Source organism: Microbacterium sp. zg-Y1090 (assembly GCF_030246945.1).
In the GTDB taxonomy this organism is placed as follows: Bacteria; Actinomycetota; Actinomycetes; order Actinomycetales; family Microbacteriaceae; genus Microbacterium; species Microbacterium wangruii.
In genome coordinates this window covers 2,628,962-2,643,687 of sequence record NZ_CP126742.1, presented here as the reverse complement: position 1 = coordinate 2,643,687, position 14,726 = coordinate 2,628,962, and the positions used below count along the sequence as shown (strand labels likewise).

Sequence of the window (14,726 nt, the reverse complement as noted above, 5' to 3'; positions counted from 1 at the left end):
CGGATACCCCGGCGTCCCGGCCTTGTGCGTCGCTTCGGCCGCGAGGCGGTCGGCCGTGCACGGCGTCGCCCGTGCGGGTGCGTGGACCCGCACCGTCGCACCGATACGATGGGCGCGATGGCCGAGACCACTGCCGCGCGCGACGCCGATGCTCCCGCTCCCGCACCTCTGGCGCGGGAGCTCTACCGCGAGATCGACCGACCCGAATGGGCGCGGCTGGCCGGCGGCATCCCGAACCCGCTGACCGAGACCGAGGTCGTGCAGCTGCGCGGCATCGGCGACCGGCTCGACCTCGACGAGGTGCGTCAGGTCTATCTCCCGCTCAGCCGGCTGCTGTCGCTGTACGCGGAGAACACCAAACGCCTGGGCGCGGAGGAGAGTGCGTTCCTGGGGGAGCTGGACACCACGACGCCCTTCGTGGTCGGGGTCGCCGGCTCCGTCGCCGTCGGCAAGTCCACCATCGCGCGCCTGCTGCGCGAGTTGATGAGCCGCTGGCCCGGGACTCCGCGCGTCGAACTGGTGACCACAGACGGATTCCTCTACTCCAACGCCGAGCTCGAGCGCCGGGGCATCATGCACCGCAAGGGATTCCCGGAGTCGTACGACCGCCGCGCCCTGGTGCAGTTCCTCACCGAGGTCAAAAGCGGAGCCGGCGAGGTGCGGGCGCCGTTCTACTCGCACATGCGGTACGACATCATCACCGACGCGCAGGTCACCGTGCGCCGTCCCGACGTCGTCATCGTCGAGGGCCTGAACGTGCTGCAGCCGCCGCCGTCCCCCAACGACGTGGCGGTCAGTGATCTCTTCGACTTCTCGATCTACATCGACGCCGATGCCGAACACATCAGGCAGTGGTTCGTCGAGCGGTTCCTGGCGCTGCGTCGCGCCGCCTTCACCAACCCGAACTCGTTCTTCAACCGCTTCGCCGGCGTCGGCGACGACGAGGCCGTGACCCTCGCGCTGGGCTTCTGGAACGACATCAACCTCCCCAACCTGCGGGAGAACGTCGAGCCCACCCGGCACCGTGCGACGCTCGTGCTGGAGAAGGGCGCCGACCACGCCGTGGAGCGGGTGCTGCTGCGCAAGCTCTGACCGGCGGATGCCGCCGGGCCGCCGCCTGAACCGGCGCTGGTGCCGCGCAACCACTTCTGGATACACTGCGAACGGGGATGTCGGTCCGTCCGCGCCAGGGGTGGCGCGGTCCGCGTCTCACCCGAAGCGCGGAGGACCGGATTCCTGCCGACCCCTGCGGGGTGGCAGGCGATGGGGGGATTCATGGGGAAATCGCCGGCACGTGTTCACTCCGCGGCGGAGAGGTGATGAGCACGCGGGTCACCTTCATGGTCCCCTGGCTGGGCCGCGAAGAGGTCGAGGCCGTCACCGAGGTCATCGCCAGCGGCTGGATCGCGCAAGGGCCGAGGGTGGCGCAGTTCGAGCGGGAGTTCGCCGAGGCCGTGGACGGGCGCTTCGCCGTGGCGACGACCAGCGGTACGACCGCGCGTCACCTCGCGCTGCGCGTTGCAGGGATCGGTCCGGGGGATGACGTCGTCGTGCCCTCGTATTGCTTCATCGCGACGATCAACGCCGTGCGCCATGTGGGAGCGAACCCCGTGTTCGCCGATGTCGACCCGATCACGGGGAACGTGACGGGAACGACGGTGAGCATGGCGATCACCTCTGCGACCAAAGCCGTGATCGCCGTGGACCAGGGAGGCGTGCCCGTCGACCTCGATGACGTGCGCAGCGCGACCGATCCGCTCGGGATCATCGTGATCGAGGATGCCGCGTGCGGCGCCGGTTCCACGTACAAGGGTCGGCCGGTGGGGGCCGGAGCGGAGATCGTGGCGTGGTCCTTCCACCCGAGGAATCTCGTGACCACGGGGGAAGGCGGCATGCTGACCACCGCGCGCGGCGATTGGGCCAAGCGCGCACGTCGGCTGCGCGACCACGCCGCGACGGTCTCCGGGGCCGAGCGCCGCGCGTCGGTGCTGCCGCTCGTCGAGGAGTACGCCGAGGTGGGATACAACTTCCGCATGACCGACATGCAGGCGGCGATCGGCCGGGTGCAGCTGCAGCGCCTGCCGCTGGTCGTCCAGCGTCGGCGCGAGCTCGCCGCGCGCTACCGCGCCGCCATCCGCGGGATACCCGGGCTGCGGCCCGTCGCGGATCCCGACTACGGGACAGGAAATGTGCAGTCGTTCTGGGTGGAGGTGCTCGATGAGTACCCCACCGACCGCGACGGGCTGCTGGCCGCGCTCGCCGAAGCAGATGTGTCCGCTCGCCGCGGCGTCATGGCATCCCACCGGCAGCCTCCGTACCGGGACGTCGTCCCCACGAACGGACTGCCCGCGACGGACCGTCTCACCGACCACACGCTGGTGCTGCCGATGTTCCACACGATGAGCCAGGACGATCAGGATCGGGTCATCGAGGTGCTGCGCTCGCCCGTGTGATCGGCGACACGGCACGGGCTGGGATCCGGCGACGGCGCCGGCCAGGCCCTGCCCGATGACCGGGGTGCCGGGGGAGTGGACGGCTCATGCCCCTCAGGGGGAGGGGGCAACGGATGCCCGGCCGGGCGGGCCGCAGGCCCCGTAGGGTGCTGGCATCCATCGCCCGGATCAGGACATGAGCCGCCACAACTGGTCCGTGGCCCGCCGCGGATCCCCGCGGAAGAGCACGGAAGCTCGAGAGCCGGGGGCGCCTGCGACCGTCCCCCGCATCAGTAGGCGCCCTGGGGCCGCACCATGACCGCCGCGGTGCGCATGATGATGCGCAGGTCGGTGGCCAGCGACCAGTTCTCGACGTAGTGCAGATCCAGACGGACGCTCTCGTCCCATGACAGGTCGCTGCGTCCGCTGACCTGCCAGAGGCCGGTGATGCCGGGCTGCACGTACAGCCGGCGCAGCACCGCGCGGTCATAGCCGCGCACCTCGTCGGGCAGCGGGGGCCGCGGCCCCACGACGCTCATCTCGCCCATCAGCACGTTCCAGAACTGCGGAAGCTCATCGAGCGAGAACCGCCTCAGCACCTTGCCCACCCTCGTCACACGCGGGTCGGCCTTCATCTTGAACAGCGGCCCGGCGCCCTCGTTGTGACCGATGAGCTCCTCCCGCTCGGTCTCGGCCGTTGCGCGCATCGTGCGGAACTTCAGGATGCCGAACTCGCGCCCATCGCGCCCGATCCGCTGCTGTCTGAAGAACACGCCCCCCGGAGTGTCCATGGTGATCAGCAGGGCGATGATCGGTGTGATCAACGCGATCGGGACGAGCGCGACGAGCGCGACGGCCACGTCGAGCGCCCGCTTCGCGCTCATCCGCGAGTGGTCGAACCGGGGGAGCCTGACGCGTGTCAGGGCCAGCCCGTGCGTCCGTTCCACCGAGATGCGGGAGCGGACCACGTCGGTCAGGCGGGTGGCGAACACCAGGTCGGTGGCCGCGCCCTCCAGGCTCCAGCTGAGCCGCCGGGTGAAGTCCGGGTCATCCGTCGCCCCCGCGACGATGACCGTCTCGACGCAGAGCTCACGGGCGATGTCCGCGGCCTGTCCCGGCGACCCCAGCACGGGGTAGGTGAGGCCGTCGACGGTCAGCACGCTGCTGTCCGTCTCCCGCAGGGCTGTGCCCACGACGTGGTGCTGAAGCCGCGGATCCATGCGCAGGGAGCGGATCGTGTGCTCGACGGCGTCGCGGTCGCCCACGATCAGGGTGCGCGGCGCGAGTTCCGCGTTGTCGCGCCGGCGCAGCCGTACGACCAGCCGTACAGCGCGCGCCCCCACGAGCCCTGTGATGCCGGCAGGCGCCGCGACCAGCGCGAGCTGCGGGACCATCGGCCACCCCATGGCGGCCGTCGTGATCGCGACCAGAGCCAGCGCGGCCGCGGCGGATTGAGCCGCGGCGATCACGCCGAACCGCCGACCGGCGTCGCGGCGGGCACCCGCCCCCCGCGCCACCAGCAGCCCCACGATCCACACGGCCGCGAAGACGCCCGCCTGCACGAGCGCGACGACGCCTGCGGCGCCGAAGGGCGGCATCACCGCGAGGGCGAGCGCCGTGCTCGAGAGGATCGCCGCCACGTCGACGGCAGCGCCGATCGCCCGCCGTCGCCGGACGACGGTGAGCCGACGCTCCAGCAGGGGCAGGAATCGGGGAGCGTTGACAGCAGTGCCGCCCCCCAGCGACGTCGTCACGTCCCCCAGCGGAGCGGTCGCTGCCCCCAGCGATACGGTCGCGCCGCTCACCGACGCGCTCCGGCGTCGAACGGATCCGTCTCGAGCCGACGGAGTGCGCGCGAATGCGTGCGCAGAACTAGCCGTTTCCCCATGAACGCGTTCCCCAGTGTCCCCCTGCGCGGACAAGTCCGCGCATCCCCCAACAAGGCGCCCGTCCTGTCGCGGTCCGATTCCCACATCGGACCGAAGCGGAGTCCGACCCCTCGGAGCTCCGCGGCCCCCGAGGGGGCGGGCGTGGGTTGAGTATGCCACACGGGGCGGGCGGAGGGGAAGCGATTCGCCGGGGCGCGTGATCACCGCTGCGGCGCGACCACGCCCCCGAATACACGTTGTGCCGTGCACACGATCGTATGCACGGCACAACGTCCCCCCACGGTGCACGGTGTCCCCAATGCCCCCATGGTTCGACGGGAGGTGAATCGCCCGGGACTCCCCAAATGCCTCAGGCCCTCGCCCGTCGGCGGCCATATTACACAGATTGCCGTGGCCCAGAACAGGGGACTGCTCCCCATGGCGGGCGCAGATGACTCGTGTCAGTTCGGGCGCGCCGCATCCGCCCTCGGTCTAGGGACATCCGCTAGCATTGACGCGCCGACGCGAATAACTCAGCTGCCCCCCAAGCGGCGATTCGAGCGTGTACCGTCCCCAACGGAGCGCTCGAGAGTGCGCGGTATGGGGCCCTCTCGAGTGAATCAGTCCCCAAATGGCTGGCCCGAGAGGGCCCCGCTTCGCGCCCGGCTGCCGGCTGTTGTCGACACGCCGTGGTTACCCCCCATAATCGGTGATATGGGGGTTACCATCGCGCGCTCGAGATCCGCCTGATGGCGCATCATCGCCGCAGGTCGTCCACCCGTCGGACGTCTCTGCTGAGCGCCCGCACGAGCGCATCAGAGACGTCCGCTCCGGTGCGACCGGCGGCGAACGCTGCGGCCACGCAGAGCGCGTCGCCCCGGCGCCTCAGGGTGCCTGGCCGGCTCCGCGGTTCTCAGATCGCCCGCATCGCGCTGGGCCTGGTTGCGGTGATCGTCTACACCAGCTCAGGGGTGCCGTTGCCGTCGCATGCCGCCGCCGACGCCGCCCCGGCCGCAGAGCGCTCCACCGCGGCGCCTTCCGACCGGGCGGATGCGGCGCGGGGAACGCTGGTGAGTCTGTCCGATCCCGAGCGGGTCGCCGAGGCCGACCAGGCCGTGCTGTTCGTGCACGGCTGGTTGAGCACGTCCCTGCCGAGCGCCGACGGCGCCCAGCCGGGTATCGCCCAGTCCCCGTTCGCACATCACGCGGCGGCGGATGGCGGGAAGGTCTCGGCGGCCGCTCTCGGCCGTCCCATGGCATCGTCCGCGGCGCCCGGCTCGGTGCAGGAGGCGCTCGAGGCGCTCCCGGGGACGACGCTGCACGCATTCGATTACTCGCAGACCTCCTCGGCGTGGGTGGGTGGCGACGCGGTCGTGGACGGATTGGCGGATGCCATCCGCACCCTGGCCGAGCAGACCCAGGCCCCCGTCGACGTGGTCGCGCACTCGATGGGAGGCCTGGCGATGCGTCACGCGGTCTCCGCGCACCCCGACCTCGTGCCCCTGGTCGGGCAGGTCGTGACCGTCGGCACCCCCAGCCTCGGCTCGGATGCCGCCGCCCTCCTCGACGCCATCTCGCTGGTGACCGGCACCGTCATCGGCGCCGGCTCCGCCGCGCGGGCGCTCATCGTGCCGGCGCTGGTGGATCTGTGCAATCGCGACCTGGCGGCAGACGCGATGAACGGCTGCGGGCTGCCGACGTGGCTGCGCACCTCGATCGCCAACACGGGCGAGGCGGGGCGCGCGCTGCATGTCGGATCGGAGGAGCTGCGCTCGATGCCGGCATGGCCCGAGTCCCTCGCCGTGCACGCCGTGGCCGGCGACGCCCGGCTGCGCGTCGGCGAGATGGTGCTGTCGTTCGGTGACGGGTTGGTCTCTCGTGCATCCGCCGTCGCAGATGCCGACACCACCTTCGAGGCGCGCTGCGAGGAGCGGGTGTCTCCGGACGCGCTCGGCATCGCGGCCCTGCTCCGCGGTGACGCCGTCGTGCCGTTCGGCGGAGGCGAGTGCGCCCACGACGGGCTGCTGCGCAACCGCGACGTCGTCGACGACGTGGTGCGCGTGCTCACCGGGATGCCGGCGCGGGGTCCCATGGCCCGCGTGCCCTGATCGACGCGTGGCCCACGGGCATCGACGAGCGGACAGCGCAGCGGTGGTGCCCAGCCCGCGTGCGTGAGGTGCCCACGACGATCCGGTTTAGGATCGCAAGCATGTGCGGAATCATCGGATACGTCGGCCCGCGGCCGAGCCAGGACATCCTCCTCTCCGGCCTGGCCCGTCTGGAATACCGGGGCTACGACTCGGCCGGTGTCGCCGTGATCGACGACACCGGGCACATGGGCACCCGCAAGCGGGCGGGCAAGCTGAGCGTGCTCCGCGACGACCTCGCCGCGCACCCGATGCCCGACGGCACCACCGGGATCGGCCACACGCGGTGGGCAACGCACGGTGCGCCCACCGACGCCAACGCGCATCCGCACCTTGCCGACGACGACCGTCTCGCCGTCATCCACAACGGCATCATCGAGAACTTCGCCGACCTGAAGGCCGAGCTCGTGTCGGAGGGCTACACGTTCCGCAGTGAGACCGACACCGAGGTGGCGGCGGTGCTCCTCGGGCGGGCCTACCGTGAGCAGAGCGGCGACCTCGTCGCGGCATTCCGGTCCGTCGTGTCCCAGCTGGAGGGCGCGTTCACCCTGCTGGCGATGCACCAGGACAGCCCCGGCGTGGTGGTCGGCGCTCGCCGCAACTCGCCGCTGGTGATCGGCCTGGGTGAGGGCGAGAACTTCCTCGGCTCCGACGTCGCCGCGTTCGTGGAGCACACCCGCAACGCCCTGGCCATCGGTCAGGACCAGATCGTCGCGATCACGCCCGATGCCGTCACCGTCACCGATTTCGACGGCAACGACGTCGAGGTGGAGCCGTTCGAGGTGGTGTGGGACGCGTCCGCCGCGGAGAAGGGCGGCTGGCCGTCGTTCATGGCGAAGGAGGTCTCGGAGGAGCCCGAGGCCGTCGCCAAGACAGTGCTCGGTCGCATCCACGAGGGCGTCGTGCAGATCCCCGAGCTCGACGGACTCGACGAGCTGTTCCTCGGCGTCAACCGCATCGTCATCCTCGCGTGCGGCACCGCCGCGTACGCCGGGATGGTGGGCAAGTACGCCCTGGAGCAGTGGACGCGCATCCCCGTCGACGTGGAGCTGGCCCACGAGTTCCGCTACCGCGACCCGGTGATCGGACCCGACACCCTCGTGGTGTCGATCAGCCAGTCCGGCGAGACGATGGACACGCTGATGGCGGTGAAGTACGCCTCGGCGCACGGCGCGAAGACCCTCTCGATCTGCAACACCCAGGGCGCCACCATCCCCCGGGAATCGGATGCCGTCGTCTACACCCACGCCGGACCCGAGGTCGCCGTGGCCTCGACGAAGGCGTTCATCGCACAGATCACCGCGCTGTACCTGCTGGCGCTGCACGTCGGTCGCCTGCGCGGTGCGCTGACCGAGGTGCAGGTCGCCGAGCATGCGCGCGAACTCGAGGCGGTCCCCGCCAAGATCGCGCACATCCTCGCCGAGGAGCAGGCGCACATCGAGCAGTTCGCCCATTGGATGGCCGACACCCGCTCCGTGCTGTTCCTCGGGCGCCACGTCGGCTACCCGATCGCCCTCGAGGGAGCGCTCAAGCTCAAGGAGATCTCGTACATCCACGCCGAGGGCTTCGCCGCCGGCGAGCTCAAGCACGGCCCGATCGCGCTGATCGAGCCCGGACAGCCGGTCTTCGTCATCGTCCCCTCGCCGCGCGAGTCCGCCGAGCTGCACAAGAAGGTCGTCTCCAATATCCAGGAGATCCGTGCGCGCGGCGCTCGCGTCATCGCGGTCGCCGAAGAGGGCGACGCCGCGGTGCTGCCGTACGCCGACGAGGTGCTGCGCATCCCGTTGGCGGGGCCGCTGTTCGAGCCGCTGCTGGCGGTCGTTCCGCTGCACATCTTCGCGATGGGCCTGGCCACCGCCAAGGGACTGGACGTCGACCAGCCCCGCAACCTCGCGAAGTCCGTCACCGTCGAGTGAGCACGATCGCCCGCGGGGGAGTCATCCCTCCCGCGGGCGTCGGGGCGTGGGGCGCCGTGCCCCGGGCGTCCTTCTGCGGGTGGTCTGCGGTTTCTTTCCGTCGTTGCGTTAGATAAGTTGCTACTTATATAGTCCTGACGTGGACGTGTTCGATGTGCTGGCGGATGCCGCCCGGCGGCGGATCCTCGAGGTGCTCGCCTATGGCGCGCAGCCCGCGGGGGCGCTCGTCGAGCTGATCCGCAGCGAGTACGGCATCTCGCAGCCGGCGGTGTCGCAGCACCTGCGGGTGCTGCGCGACAACGGGTTCGTGACGTCGACGCCCGAGGGGACCCGCCGCATCTACGCCGTCGATCCAGCAGGGCTGGCGGCGGCGGAGGCTGCGCTCGCGCGCCTGCGGGCACCGTGGGCGCAACGTCTCGACGCCCTCCACACCGAGATCGCCCGCGGCGCACGTGCCACGGCGCGGTCGGCGGATGCCGCACCGGCGCGGCATCCCTCACCCCGACGAAAGGACGCCTCATGACACTCGGCAGCCCCCTCATCCAGCGGCACGGCGACGGCTACCGCCTCGTCTACGACGAGGTCTACGCCACCGACCTCGACGACCTGTGGGCAGCGGTCACCCAGCGCGACCGGCTGGCGCGGTGGATGGCGGACTACTCCGGCGACCTCGCACTGGGCGGCCGGTGGGAGGTCGCCGACGGCGACGGAGAGGGCGCGTGGGGCAGCGGAACCATCACCGCATGCGACCCGCCGCGCGGGTTCACGACCGTCTGGCACGCCGAGGGGGAGGAGCCGACCGAGCTGGTCGTGCGGCTGGAGACCGTCGACGGCGGCACCCGGCTCGTGCTCGAGCACACCGGCATCCGGTCCTCTTCGTACGCGGCCGGCTGGCGCGCCTATCTCGAAGCGCTCGACGCGCACCTGCGCACACCCGGCGCCGATCGCGACGGCGAGGGATGGCAGCGGCGGTACGAGGATCTCGCCCCCGGCTGCGAAGCGCGGTTCGCCGAGCTCTGACCGGGCCGCAGGGCGCTCCCGCCGCGTCGCGGAGTAGGCTGGCAGAGGCGGCGCACGGTCCGATCTGCGACGCCAGGGAGGCCCGCGTGATCGTCGGAATCGGCATCGACCTCGTCGACATCCCCCGGTTCGAACGGTCGCTCGAGCGCACGCCGCGCCTGGTCGAGCGCCTGTTCTCGCCCACCGAGCGGAAGCTGCCGGCGCGGTCGCTGGCCGCCCGCTACGCCGCGAAGGAAGCACTCATCAAGGCGCTCGGCGGCTCGGACGGCGTGCACTGGACCGAGATCGAGATCACGCCGGAGCCCTCCGGCCGCCCCTGGTTCACCCTCACCGGCTCGACGGCCGACGTCGTGGCCGAGCGGGGCATCACGACCCTGCATCTGTCGCTCTCGCACGACGGCGGCTTCGCCACCGCCTATGTCGTGGCCGAGGCGCTCGGCGCCGGTGCCGTGGGCGGCGTGGGCGTGGCCGCACCCGCCGTCGAGGGTGCATCATGACGCGGATGCCGGCCGGCCTCCTGCGCGAAGCCGTCGTCGATGTCGGTGCGATCGGCGCGAACGTGCGCCACCTGCGACAGCTCACCGGCGTCGAGGTGCTCGCCGTGGTCAAGGCCGACGGGTACGGGCACGGCGCGGCACGCACCGCGCGGGCCGCCCTCGCCGCCGGTGCCACCCGCCTGGGCGTCGTGGATGTGCAGGAGGCGCTGGAGCTGCGACGCGCCGGCATCGATGCGCCCGTGCTCGCGTGGCTGCACGCCCCCGGTGCATCGTTCGCCGACGCGGCGGCGCAGGGCATCGAACTGGGGATCTCGAGCGGCGATCAGCTGCGGGCCGCCGCCGCGGCGGCATCCGCCGATCGTCCGGTGTCCGTGCACCTGAAGGTCGAGACCGGACTGGGCCGCAACGGCCTGGCGCCGGCGGACTGGACCGAGGCGTTCGCCGAGGCTGCGCGGCTGGAGAGGCAGGGCGAGGTGCGGGTCGCCGGTCTGTTCAGCCACCTCTCCAACACCTCCGTCGAAGACGATCGCGTCGCGCTGAAGACGTTCCACGAGGCGGCCGCCCTGGCCTCGGCGGCCGGGCTCGCCCCGCAGGTGCACCACATCGCCGCGACGAATGCCGCGATCGCACTGCCCGAAGCCCGGCTGGACTGCGTGCGCATCGGCATCGGCATGTACGGGCTGTCGCCGTTCGACGACCGCACGTCTGCCGACCTGGGACTCCGCCCCGCGATGACGCTGCGCGCCGCCGTCGCCGCCGTCCGCCGCGTGCCCGCAGGCCAGGGGGTGTCGTACGGGTACACCCACCGCACCGAGACCGAGACGACGCTGGCCCTGGTGCCGCTGGGCTACGCCGACGGCGTGCCGCGCGCCGCCTCGGGTCGCGGCCCGGTCGTGATCGGCGGTCGCCGGTACACGGTGGCCGGGCGCATCGCCATGGACCAGTTCGTCGTCGACGTGGGCGATGCCCCGGTGGCGGTGGGGGACGAGGCGGTGCTCTTCGGCGACCCGGAGCGGGGCGTGCCGGCGGCGGACGAATGGGGCACGGCATCCGGGTCGATCAACTACGAGATCGTCACGCGCATCGGGCAGCGCGTTCCCCGCAGCGAGGTGTCGTCGTGATCGGGGCAGCCCGCACCGCGCCGGCCGCGCACAACGTCGCCATCGCGGGCGGGGTCGGCGCGCGCAACCGGTCTCTGCCCTGCCTGGCGCCCGGATCGGCGACGATGTGCACGGGAGGGCGGCGATGAGCGGACTGGATGGCTTCGTCGGCGAGCGCGAGATCGACTCCCCGGCCGACATGGAGGCCCTCGGCCGCGCCTTCGGCGAGAGCCTGCGCGCGGGCGACCTGGTGGTGCTCACCGGGGCGCTCGGAGCGGGCAAGACCACGCTGACGCGCGGGATCGCGGCGGGTCTGGGAGTGCGCGGTCCCGTGCAGAGCCCCACCTTCGTCATCGCCCGCACCCACCCGTCGCTCGTGGGCGGCCCTGCTCTCGTGCACGTCGACGCGTACCGGCTCGGCTCGGCGGCCGAGCTCGACGACCTCGACATCGACCTCGACGGCTCCGTCGTGGTGGTGGAGTGGGGACGCGACATGGTGCCCGGCCTGCGTGACGACTGGTGGGAGGTGGAGCTCGACCGCGAGTGGCACGGCCGCGGTGTCGACACCGCCTGCGGCACGTTCTCCCGCGCCACCGAGGAACTCGACGCCGACACCCCGCGCCGGGTCGTCGTCTCCCGTCGCCCCTGAACCGACGAGGGCCCGGCCGGTGCGCGCCTGCAGCCGGGACGAGGATGCCACGCGCCCGCGCGGGTAGCCTGGGAGGGTGATCCTCGGCATCGACACCTCGCTCGGAACGGCGCTCGCCATCGTCGAGGATGACGGCGTCGTGCGCGCTTCCGCCGCCGCCGCCAACCCGCTCGGCCACGCCGAGGTGATCGGCGACCTGCTGCGGCAGGTGCTCGACGAGGCGGCCTACGGGCCCGTGGGAGCCACCGGCGCACCCGAGCCCGTCGCGCTCACGCACGTGGCCGCGGGGATGGGCCCCGGTCCGTTCACCGGCCTGCGGGTGGGCATCGCCGCGGCGACCGCTTTCGCGCTGGCGCGCGGCATCCCGCTCGTGCCCGTCCCCAGTCACCACGCCGTCGCGCTGGAGGTGCTGCTCGCCGACGCGATCGCCGGGGAAGACACCCCGCGGTTCGCCGTCGTCACCGATGCCCGCCGCCGCGAGTTCGCGTACTCCGTCTACGAGGGGATGGACGACGACGGCCTGCCCGTGTGCGTCGCCGGTCCCGCCCTCGTCCCGCGCGACGACCTCGATGCCCGACTCGGCACCCTCGATGCCCGCCGCCACGACGCCACTGCGGTGCCGGCGACGCTGCTCGCGCTCGTCGCCGCACGCACCCTCGCCGCCGGCCGGCCCCTCGGCCCCGCCGAGCCGCTGTACCTGCGCACCCCGGACGTGTCCGTTCCGGCGCCGCGCAAGAAGGTCGGCGCGTGAGCGCGGGCGTGCGCACCGCCACGGTGGCCGACCTCGGGGCCATCATGGCGCTCGAGCGGGCCGCCTTCCCCACCGACGCGTGGAGCGAGACGGCCATGCGCGCCGAGATCGCGTCGCCGCACGGGCGCTACCTCGCCCTCGAAGAGGCGGGCGTGCTGGTCGGCTACGCCGGGCTGCGCGCACCGGCCGGGGCGAAGGATGCCGATGTGCAGACCATCGCCGTCGCGGCCGCCGCCCGTGGACGCGGCTACGGGCGCACCCTGCTGCGGGCGTTGCTGACCGAGGCGGCGAGCCGCGGCGCCGCGGAGGTCTTCCTCGAGGTGCGTGCCGACAATCCCGTCGCGGCCGCGCTGTACGCCTCGGAGGGCTTCACCGAACTCGGCCGTCGCCCCCGCTACTACCAGCCGGACGACGTGGATGCCGTCGTGATGCGGCTCGACCTGCGCAGCTGGGCCACGTCGTCCGTCCCCGACCCCGGCGCCGGTGGCACGCTCTCGACGAGCGCCGACGTCGCCCTCACCGACGACGCGGCGATCGCGACCCGCACCGCCGACACCGCACCCCCGGAGGATCGCCTGTGAACCGTGTCGACCCGCTCGTGCTGGGCATCGAGACCAGCTGCGACGAGACCGGCATCGGCATCGTCCGCGGCCGGCGCCTGCTCGCCAACACCATCGCCAGCTCGATGGACGAGCACGCCCGCTACGGCGGCGTCGTGCCCGAGATCGCCGCCCGCGCCCACCTCGAAGCGCTGCAGCCGGCGATCGAGCGCGCCCTGGCCGACGCGTCCGCCGCCGAGGGGCGGCCGCTCTCGCTGGCCGATCTCGACGCCGTGGCCGTCACCAGCGGCCCCGGACTCGCGGGGGCGCTCATGGTCGGAGTGGGCGCGGCCAAAGCCCTCGCGGTCGGGCTGGGCGTGCCCCTGTACGCCGTCAACCACCTCGTGGGGCACATCGCCGCCGACCTGCTGACCGGAGACGCGGTCGAGTACCCCACCGTGGCGCTGCTGGTCAGCGGCGGCCACACCTCGCTGCTGCTGGTGCGCGACCTCACCACCGATGTGGAGATGCTCGGCGAGACCGTCGACGACGCCGCCGGCGAGGCGTTCGACAAGGTGGCCCGCATCCTGGGGCTGCCGTACCCCGGCGGCCCCGAGATCGACCGCGCCGCCGCCGCCGGCGACCCGGCGGCCATCCGCTTCCCCCGCGGTCTCTCCCGCGCCTCGGACATGGCCGATCACCGCTACGACTTCTCGTTCTCGGGGCTGAAGACCGCCGTGGCGCGCTGGATCGAGCAGCGCGAGGCAGCGGGGGAGCCCGTGCCGGCCGCCGACGTCGCGGCATCCTTCCGGGAGGCGGTCGTGGACGTGCTCGTCACCAAGGCGCTCGACGCCTGCGTGCGCCACGACGTGCCGCGGCTGCTGCTGGGCGGGGGTGTCATCGCCAACCGGCGCCTGCGGGAGGTGGCCCTCGCCCGCGCCGCCGAGGTGGGGGTGACCGTGCGGATCCCGCCGCTGAGCCTGTGCACCGACAACGGCGCCATGATCGCAGGGCTCGCCGCCGAGCTCATCACCGCGGGCCGGCCGCCCTCGACCCTGCACTTCGGCGCGGACTCGACGCTGCCGGTCACCGAGATCCAGGTGGCTGAGGAGGTGCCCGCATGAGCGACGAACGCCCGGATGCCACGCGCCGCCGCCGCCGCGACGCGGGTGCGACGGAGTCGACTCCTGCCGCGCCGCCGGTTGCGCCGTCCGGCGCGGCCGTCCCGCCGCCCGCCGCAGCCGCGGTCCCGCCGCCCGCCACTGCCGCGTCGCCCGCCGCGGCCGTCCCGCCGCCGCCACCCGCCGTCTCACCGTCGTGGCCCGCCGTCCCCCCGCCGTTGCCCGACCCGTCGCCCGCCGCAGACCCGTTGCCCGCCGCAGACCCGCGGGTCGAGCCGCCGTCACCCGACGTCGTCCCCGCCGACGAGGCGCCGCGGCTGCCGGGGGAGCACCGGGGCGGCTTCCATCGCCTCCCGACCGCGCCGGTGGACGTCGCGGTCGCCACCACCGGCACGGTTCCCACCTGGACCGAGCCGCAGCGCCCCGGCGTCGGCATCGCCGGATGGGCCCTCGGATTCGCGATCGTCGCGGTCGTCGTCTCGTGGTTCGTCGGCTGGGGCTTCCCCCTCGGCATCGGCGCGGCCGTGGCCGCGATCGTCGCACTGTGCCGGCCACTGGAGAGCCGCCCCATCGCGGTGTGGGCGCTCGTGCTCGGCGTGCTGTCCGTGCTGTACAGCGCGGGGTGGCTCGTGTGGGCCGCACAGACGTCCGACCTGCTCGGCTGACGGCGCCCGGGGCGTCAGCGC

At 72.7% G+C, this 14,726-nt stretch carries 14 protein-coding genes; 13 read left to right on the top strand and 1 reads right to left on the bottom strand.

Annotation, left to right across the window (positions count from 1 at the left end):
• Nucleotides 1–117 precede the first annotated feature (117 nt).
• Complete coding sequence (gene coaA, locus QNO26_RS12445; RefSeq protein ID WP_257526352.1) at nucleotides 118–1,092, top strand: type I pantothenate kinase; 975 nt, start codon at nucleotides 118–120, stop codon at nucleotides 1,090–1,092.
• A gap of 227 nt (nucleotides 1,093–1,319) precedes the next feature.
• Nucleotides 1,320–2,453, top strand: a complete 1,134-nt coding sequence (locus QNO26_RS12440) for a DegT/DnrJ/EryC1/StrS family aminotransferase (protein WP_257526353.1) — start codon at nucleotides 1,320–1,322, stop codon at nucleotides 2,451–2,453.
• A gap of 269 nt (nucleotides 2,454–2,722) precedes the next feature.
• Here QNO26_RS12440 and QNO26_RS12435 read toward each other — a convergent pair whose 3' ends face one another.
• A complete protein-coding gene (locus tag QNO26_RS12435) occupies nucleotides 2,723–4,237 on the bottom strand; it encodes a sugar transferase (protein ID WP_257526354.1) in 1,515 nt (504 codons plus the stop codon).
• A gap of 953 nt (nucleotides 4,238–5,190) precedes the next feature.
• Between QNO26_RS12435 and QNO26_RS12430 the strand changes: the two genes are divergently transcribed.
• The 11 genes from QNO26_RS12430 to QNO26_RS12380 all read left to right on the top strand — a co-directional run bounded on the left by QNO26_RS12430 (nucleotide 5,191) and on the right by QNO26_RS12380 (nucleotide 14,705).
• The gene (locus QNO26_RS12430) at nucleotides 5,191–6,408 is read left to right on the top strand and encodes an esterase/lipase family protein (protein ID WP_257526355.1); all 1,218 of its coding nucleotides are present in this window, start codon (nucleotides 5,191–5,193) and stop codon (nucleotides 6,406–6,408) included.
• 101 nt (nucleotides 6,409–6,509) lie between these two features.
• Nucleotides 6,510–8,363, top strand: coding sequence for a glutamine--fructose-6-phosphate transaminase (isomerizing) (gene glmS / locus QNO26_RS12425; RefSeq protein ID WP_257526356.1), 1,854 nt, complete (start codon nucleotides 6,510–6,512; stop codon nucleotides 8,361–8,363).
• Nucleotides 8,364–8,502: 139 nt separating this feature from the next.
• The gene (locus QNO26_RS12420; protein WP_257526357.1) at nucleotides 8,503–8,886 is read left to right on the top strand and encodes an ArsR/SmtB family transcription factor; all 384 of its coding nucleotides are present in this window, start codon (nucleotides 8,503–8,505) and stop codon (nucleotides 8,884–8,886) included.
• Nucleotides 8,883–9,383 (top strand): SRPBCC domain-containing protein, encoded by a 501-nt coding sequence (locus QNO26_RS12415; protein WP_257526359.1) that lies wholly within the window; start codon nucleotides 8,883–8,885, stop codon nucleotides 9,381–9,383. The genes QNO26_RS12420 and QNO26_RS12415 overlap by 4 nt, the downstream gene beginning before the upstream one ends.
• Before the next feature lie 86 nt (nucleotides 9,384–9,469).
• Nucleotides 9,470–9,880 carry a holo-ACP synthase gene (locus QNO26_RS12410; protein ID WP_257526360.1) on the top strand — a complete coding sequence of 137 codons (411 nt, stop codon included), beginning with the start codon at nucleotides 9,470–9,472 and terminating at the stop codon, nucleotides 9,878–9,880.
• On the top strand, nucleotides 9,877–11,001 hold the full coding sequence (gene alr, locus QNO26_RS12405; RefSeq protein ID WP_257526361.1) for an alanine racemase: 1,125 nt from the start codon (nucleotides 9,877–9,879) through the stop codon (nucleotides 10,999–11,001). Before QNO26_RS12410 ends, alr begins: the two co-directional genes overlap by 4 nt.
• 124 nt (nucleotides 11,002–11,125) lie before the next feature.
• A complete protein-coding gene (gene tsaE, locus QNO26_RS12400) occupies nucleotides 11,126–11,629 on the top strand; it encodes a tRNA (adenosine(37)-N6)-threonylcarbamoyltransferase complex ATPase subunit type 1 TsaE (RefSeq protein ID WP_257526363.1) in 504 nt (167 codons plus the stop codon).
• A gap of 76 nt (nucleotides 11,630–11,705) precedes the next feature.
• Nucleotides 11,706–12,380, top strand: coding sequence for a tRNA (adenosine(37)-N6)-threonylcarbamoyltransferase complex dimerization subunit type 1 TsaB (gene tsaB, locus QNO26_RS12395; protein ID WP_257526364.1), 675 nt, complete (start codon nucleotides 11,706–11,708; stop codon nucleotides 12,378–12,380).
• Nucleotides 12,377–12,961, top strand: a complete 585-nt coding sequence (rimI, locus tag QNO26_RS12390; RefSeq protein ID WP_257526365.1) for a ribosomal protein S18-alanine N-acetyltransferase — start codon at nucleotides 12,377–12,379, stop codon at nucleotides 12,959–12,961. Before tsaB ends, rimI begins: the two co-directional genes overlap by 4 nt.
• Nucleotides 12,958–14,043: a tRNA (adenosine(37)-N6)-threonylcarbamoyltransferase complex transferase subunit TsaD gene (gene tsaD / locus QNO26_RS12385; protein WP_257526366.1), complete on the top strand. Its 1,086-nt coding sequence runs from the start codon at nucleotides 12,958–12,960 to the stop codon at nucleotides 14,041–14,043. The genes rimI and tsaD overlap by 4 nt, the downstream gene beginning before the upstream one ends.
• Entirely contained in the window at nucleotides 14,040–14,705 is a 666-nt protein-coding gene (locus QNO26_RS12380) for a hypothetical protein (protein ID WP_257526367.1), read from the top strand. Before tsaD ends, QNO26_RS12380 begins: the two co-directional genes overlap by 4 nt.
• The last annotated feature ends 21 nt before the right edge of the window (nucleotides 14,706–14,726 follow it).

Bases quoted from the DNA above. Each gene is read 5' to 3' on its own strand.
- coaA (WP_257526352.1), top strand. From the start codon at position 118: ATGGCCGAGACCACTGCCGCGCGCGACGCCGATGCTCCCGCTCCCGCA.
- QNO26_RS12440 (WP_257526353.1), top strand. From the start codon at position 1,320: ATGAGCACGCGGGTCACCTTCATGGTCCCCTGGCTGGGCCGCGAAGAG.
- glmS (WP_257526356.1), top strand. From the start codon at position 6,510: ATGTGCGGAATCATCGGATACGTCGGCCCGCGGCCGAGCCAGGACATC.
- QNO26_RS12415 (WP_257526359.1), top strand. From the start codon at position 8,883: ATGACACTCGGCAGCCCCCTCATCCAGCGGCACGGCGACGGCTACCGC.
- alr (WP_257526361.1), top strand. From the start codon at position 9,877: ATGACGCGGATGCCGGCCGGCCTCCTGCGCGAAGCCGTCGTCGATGTC.
- tsaE (WP_257526363.1), top strand. From the start codon at position 11,126: ATGAGCGGACTGGATGGCTTCGTCGGCGAGCGCGAGATCGACTCCCCG.
- QNO26_RS12380 (WP_257526367.1), top strand. From the start codon at position 14,040: ATGAGCGACGAACGCCCGGATGCCACGCGCCGCCGCCGCCGCGACGCG.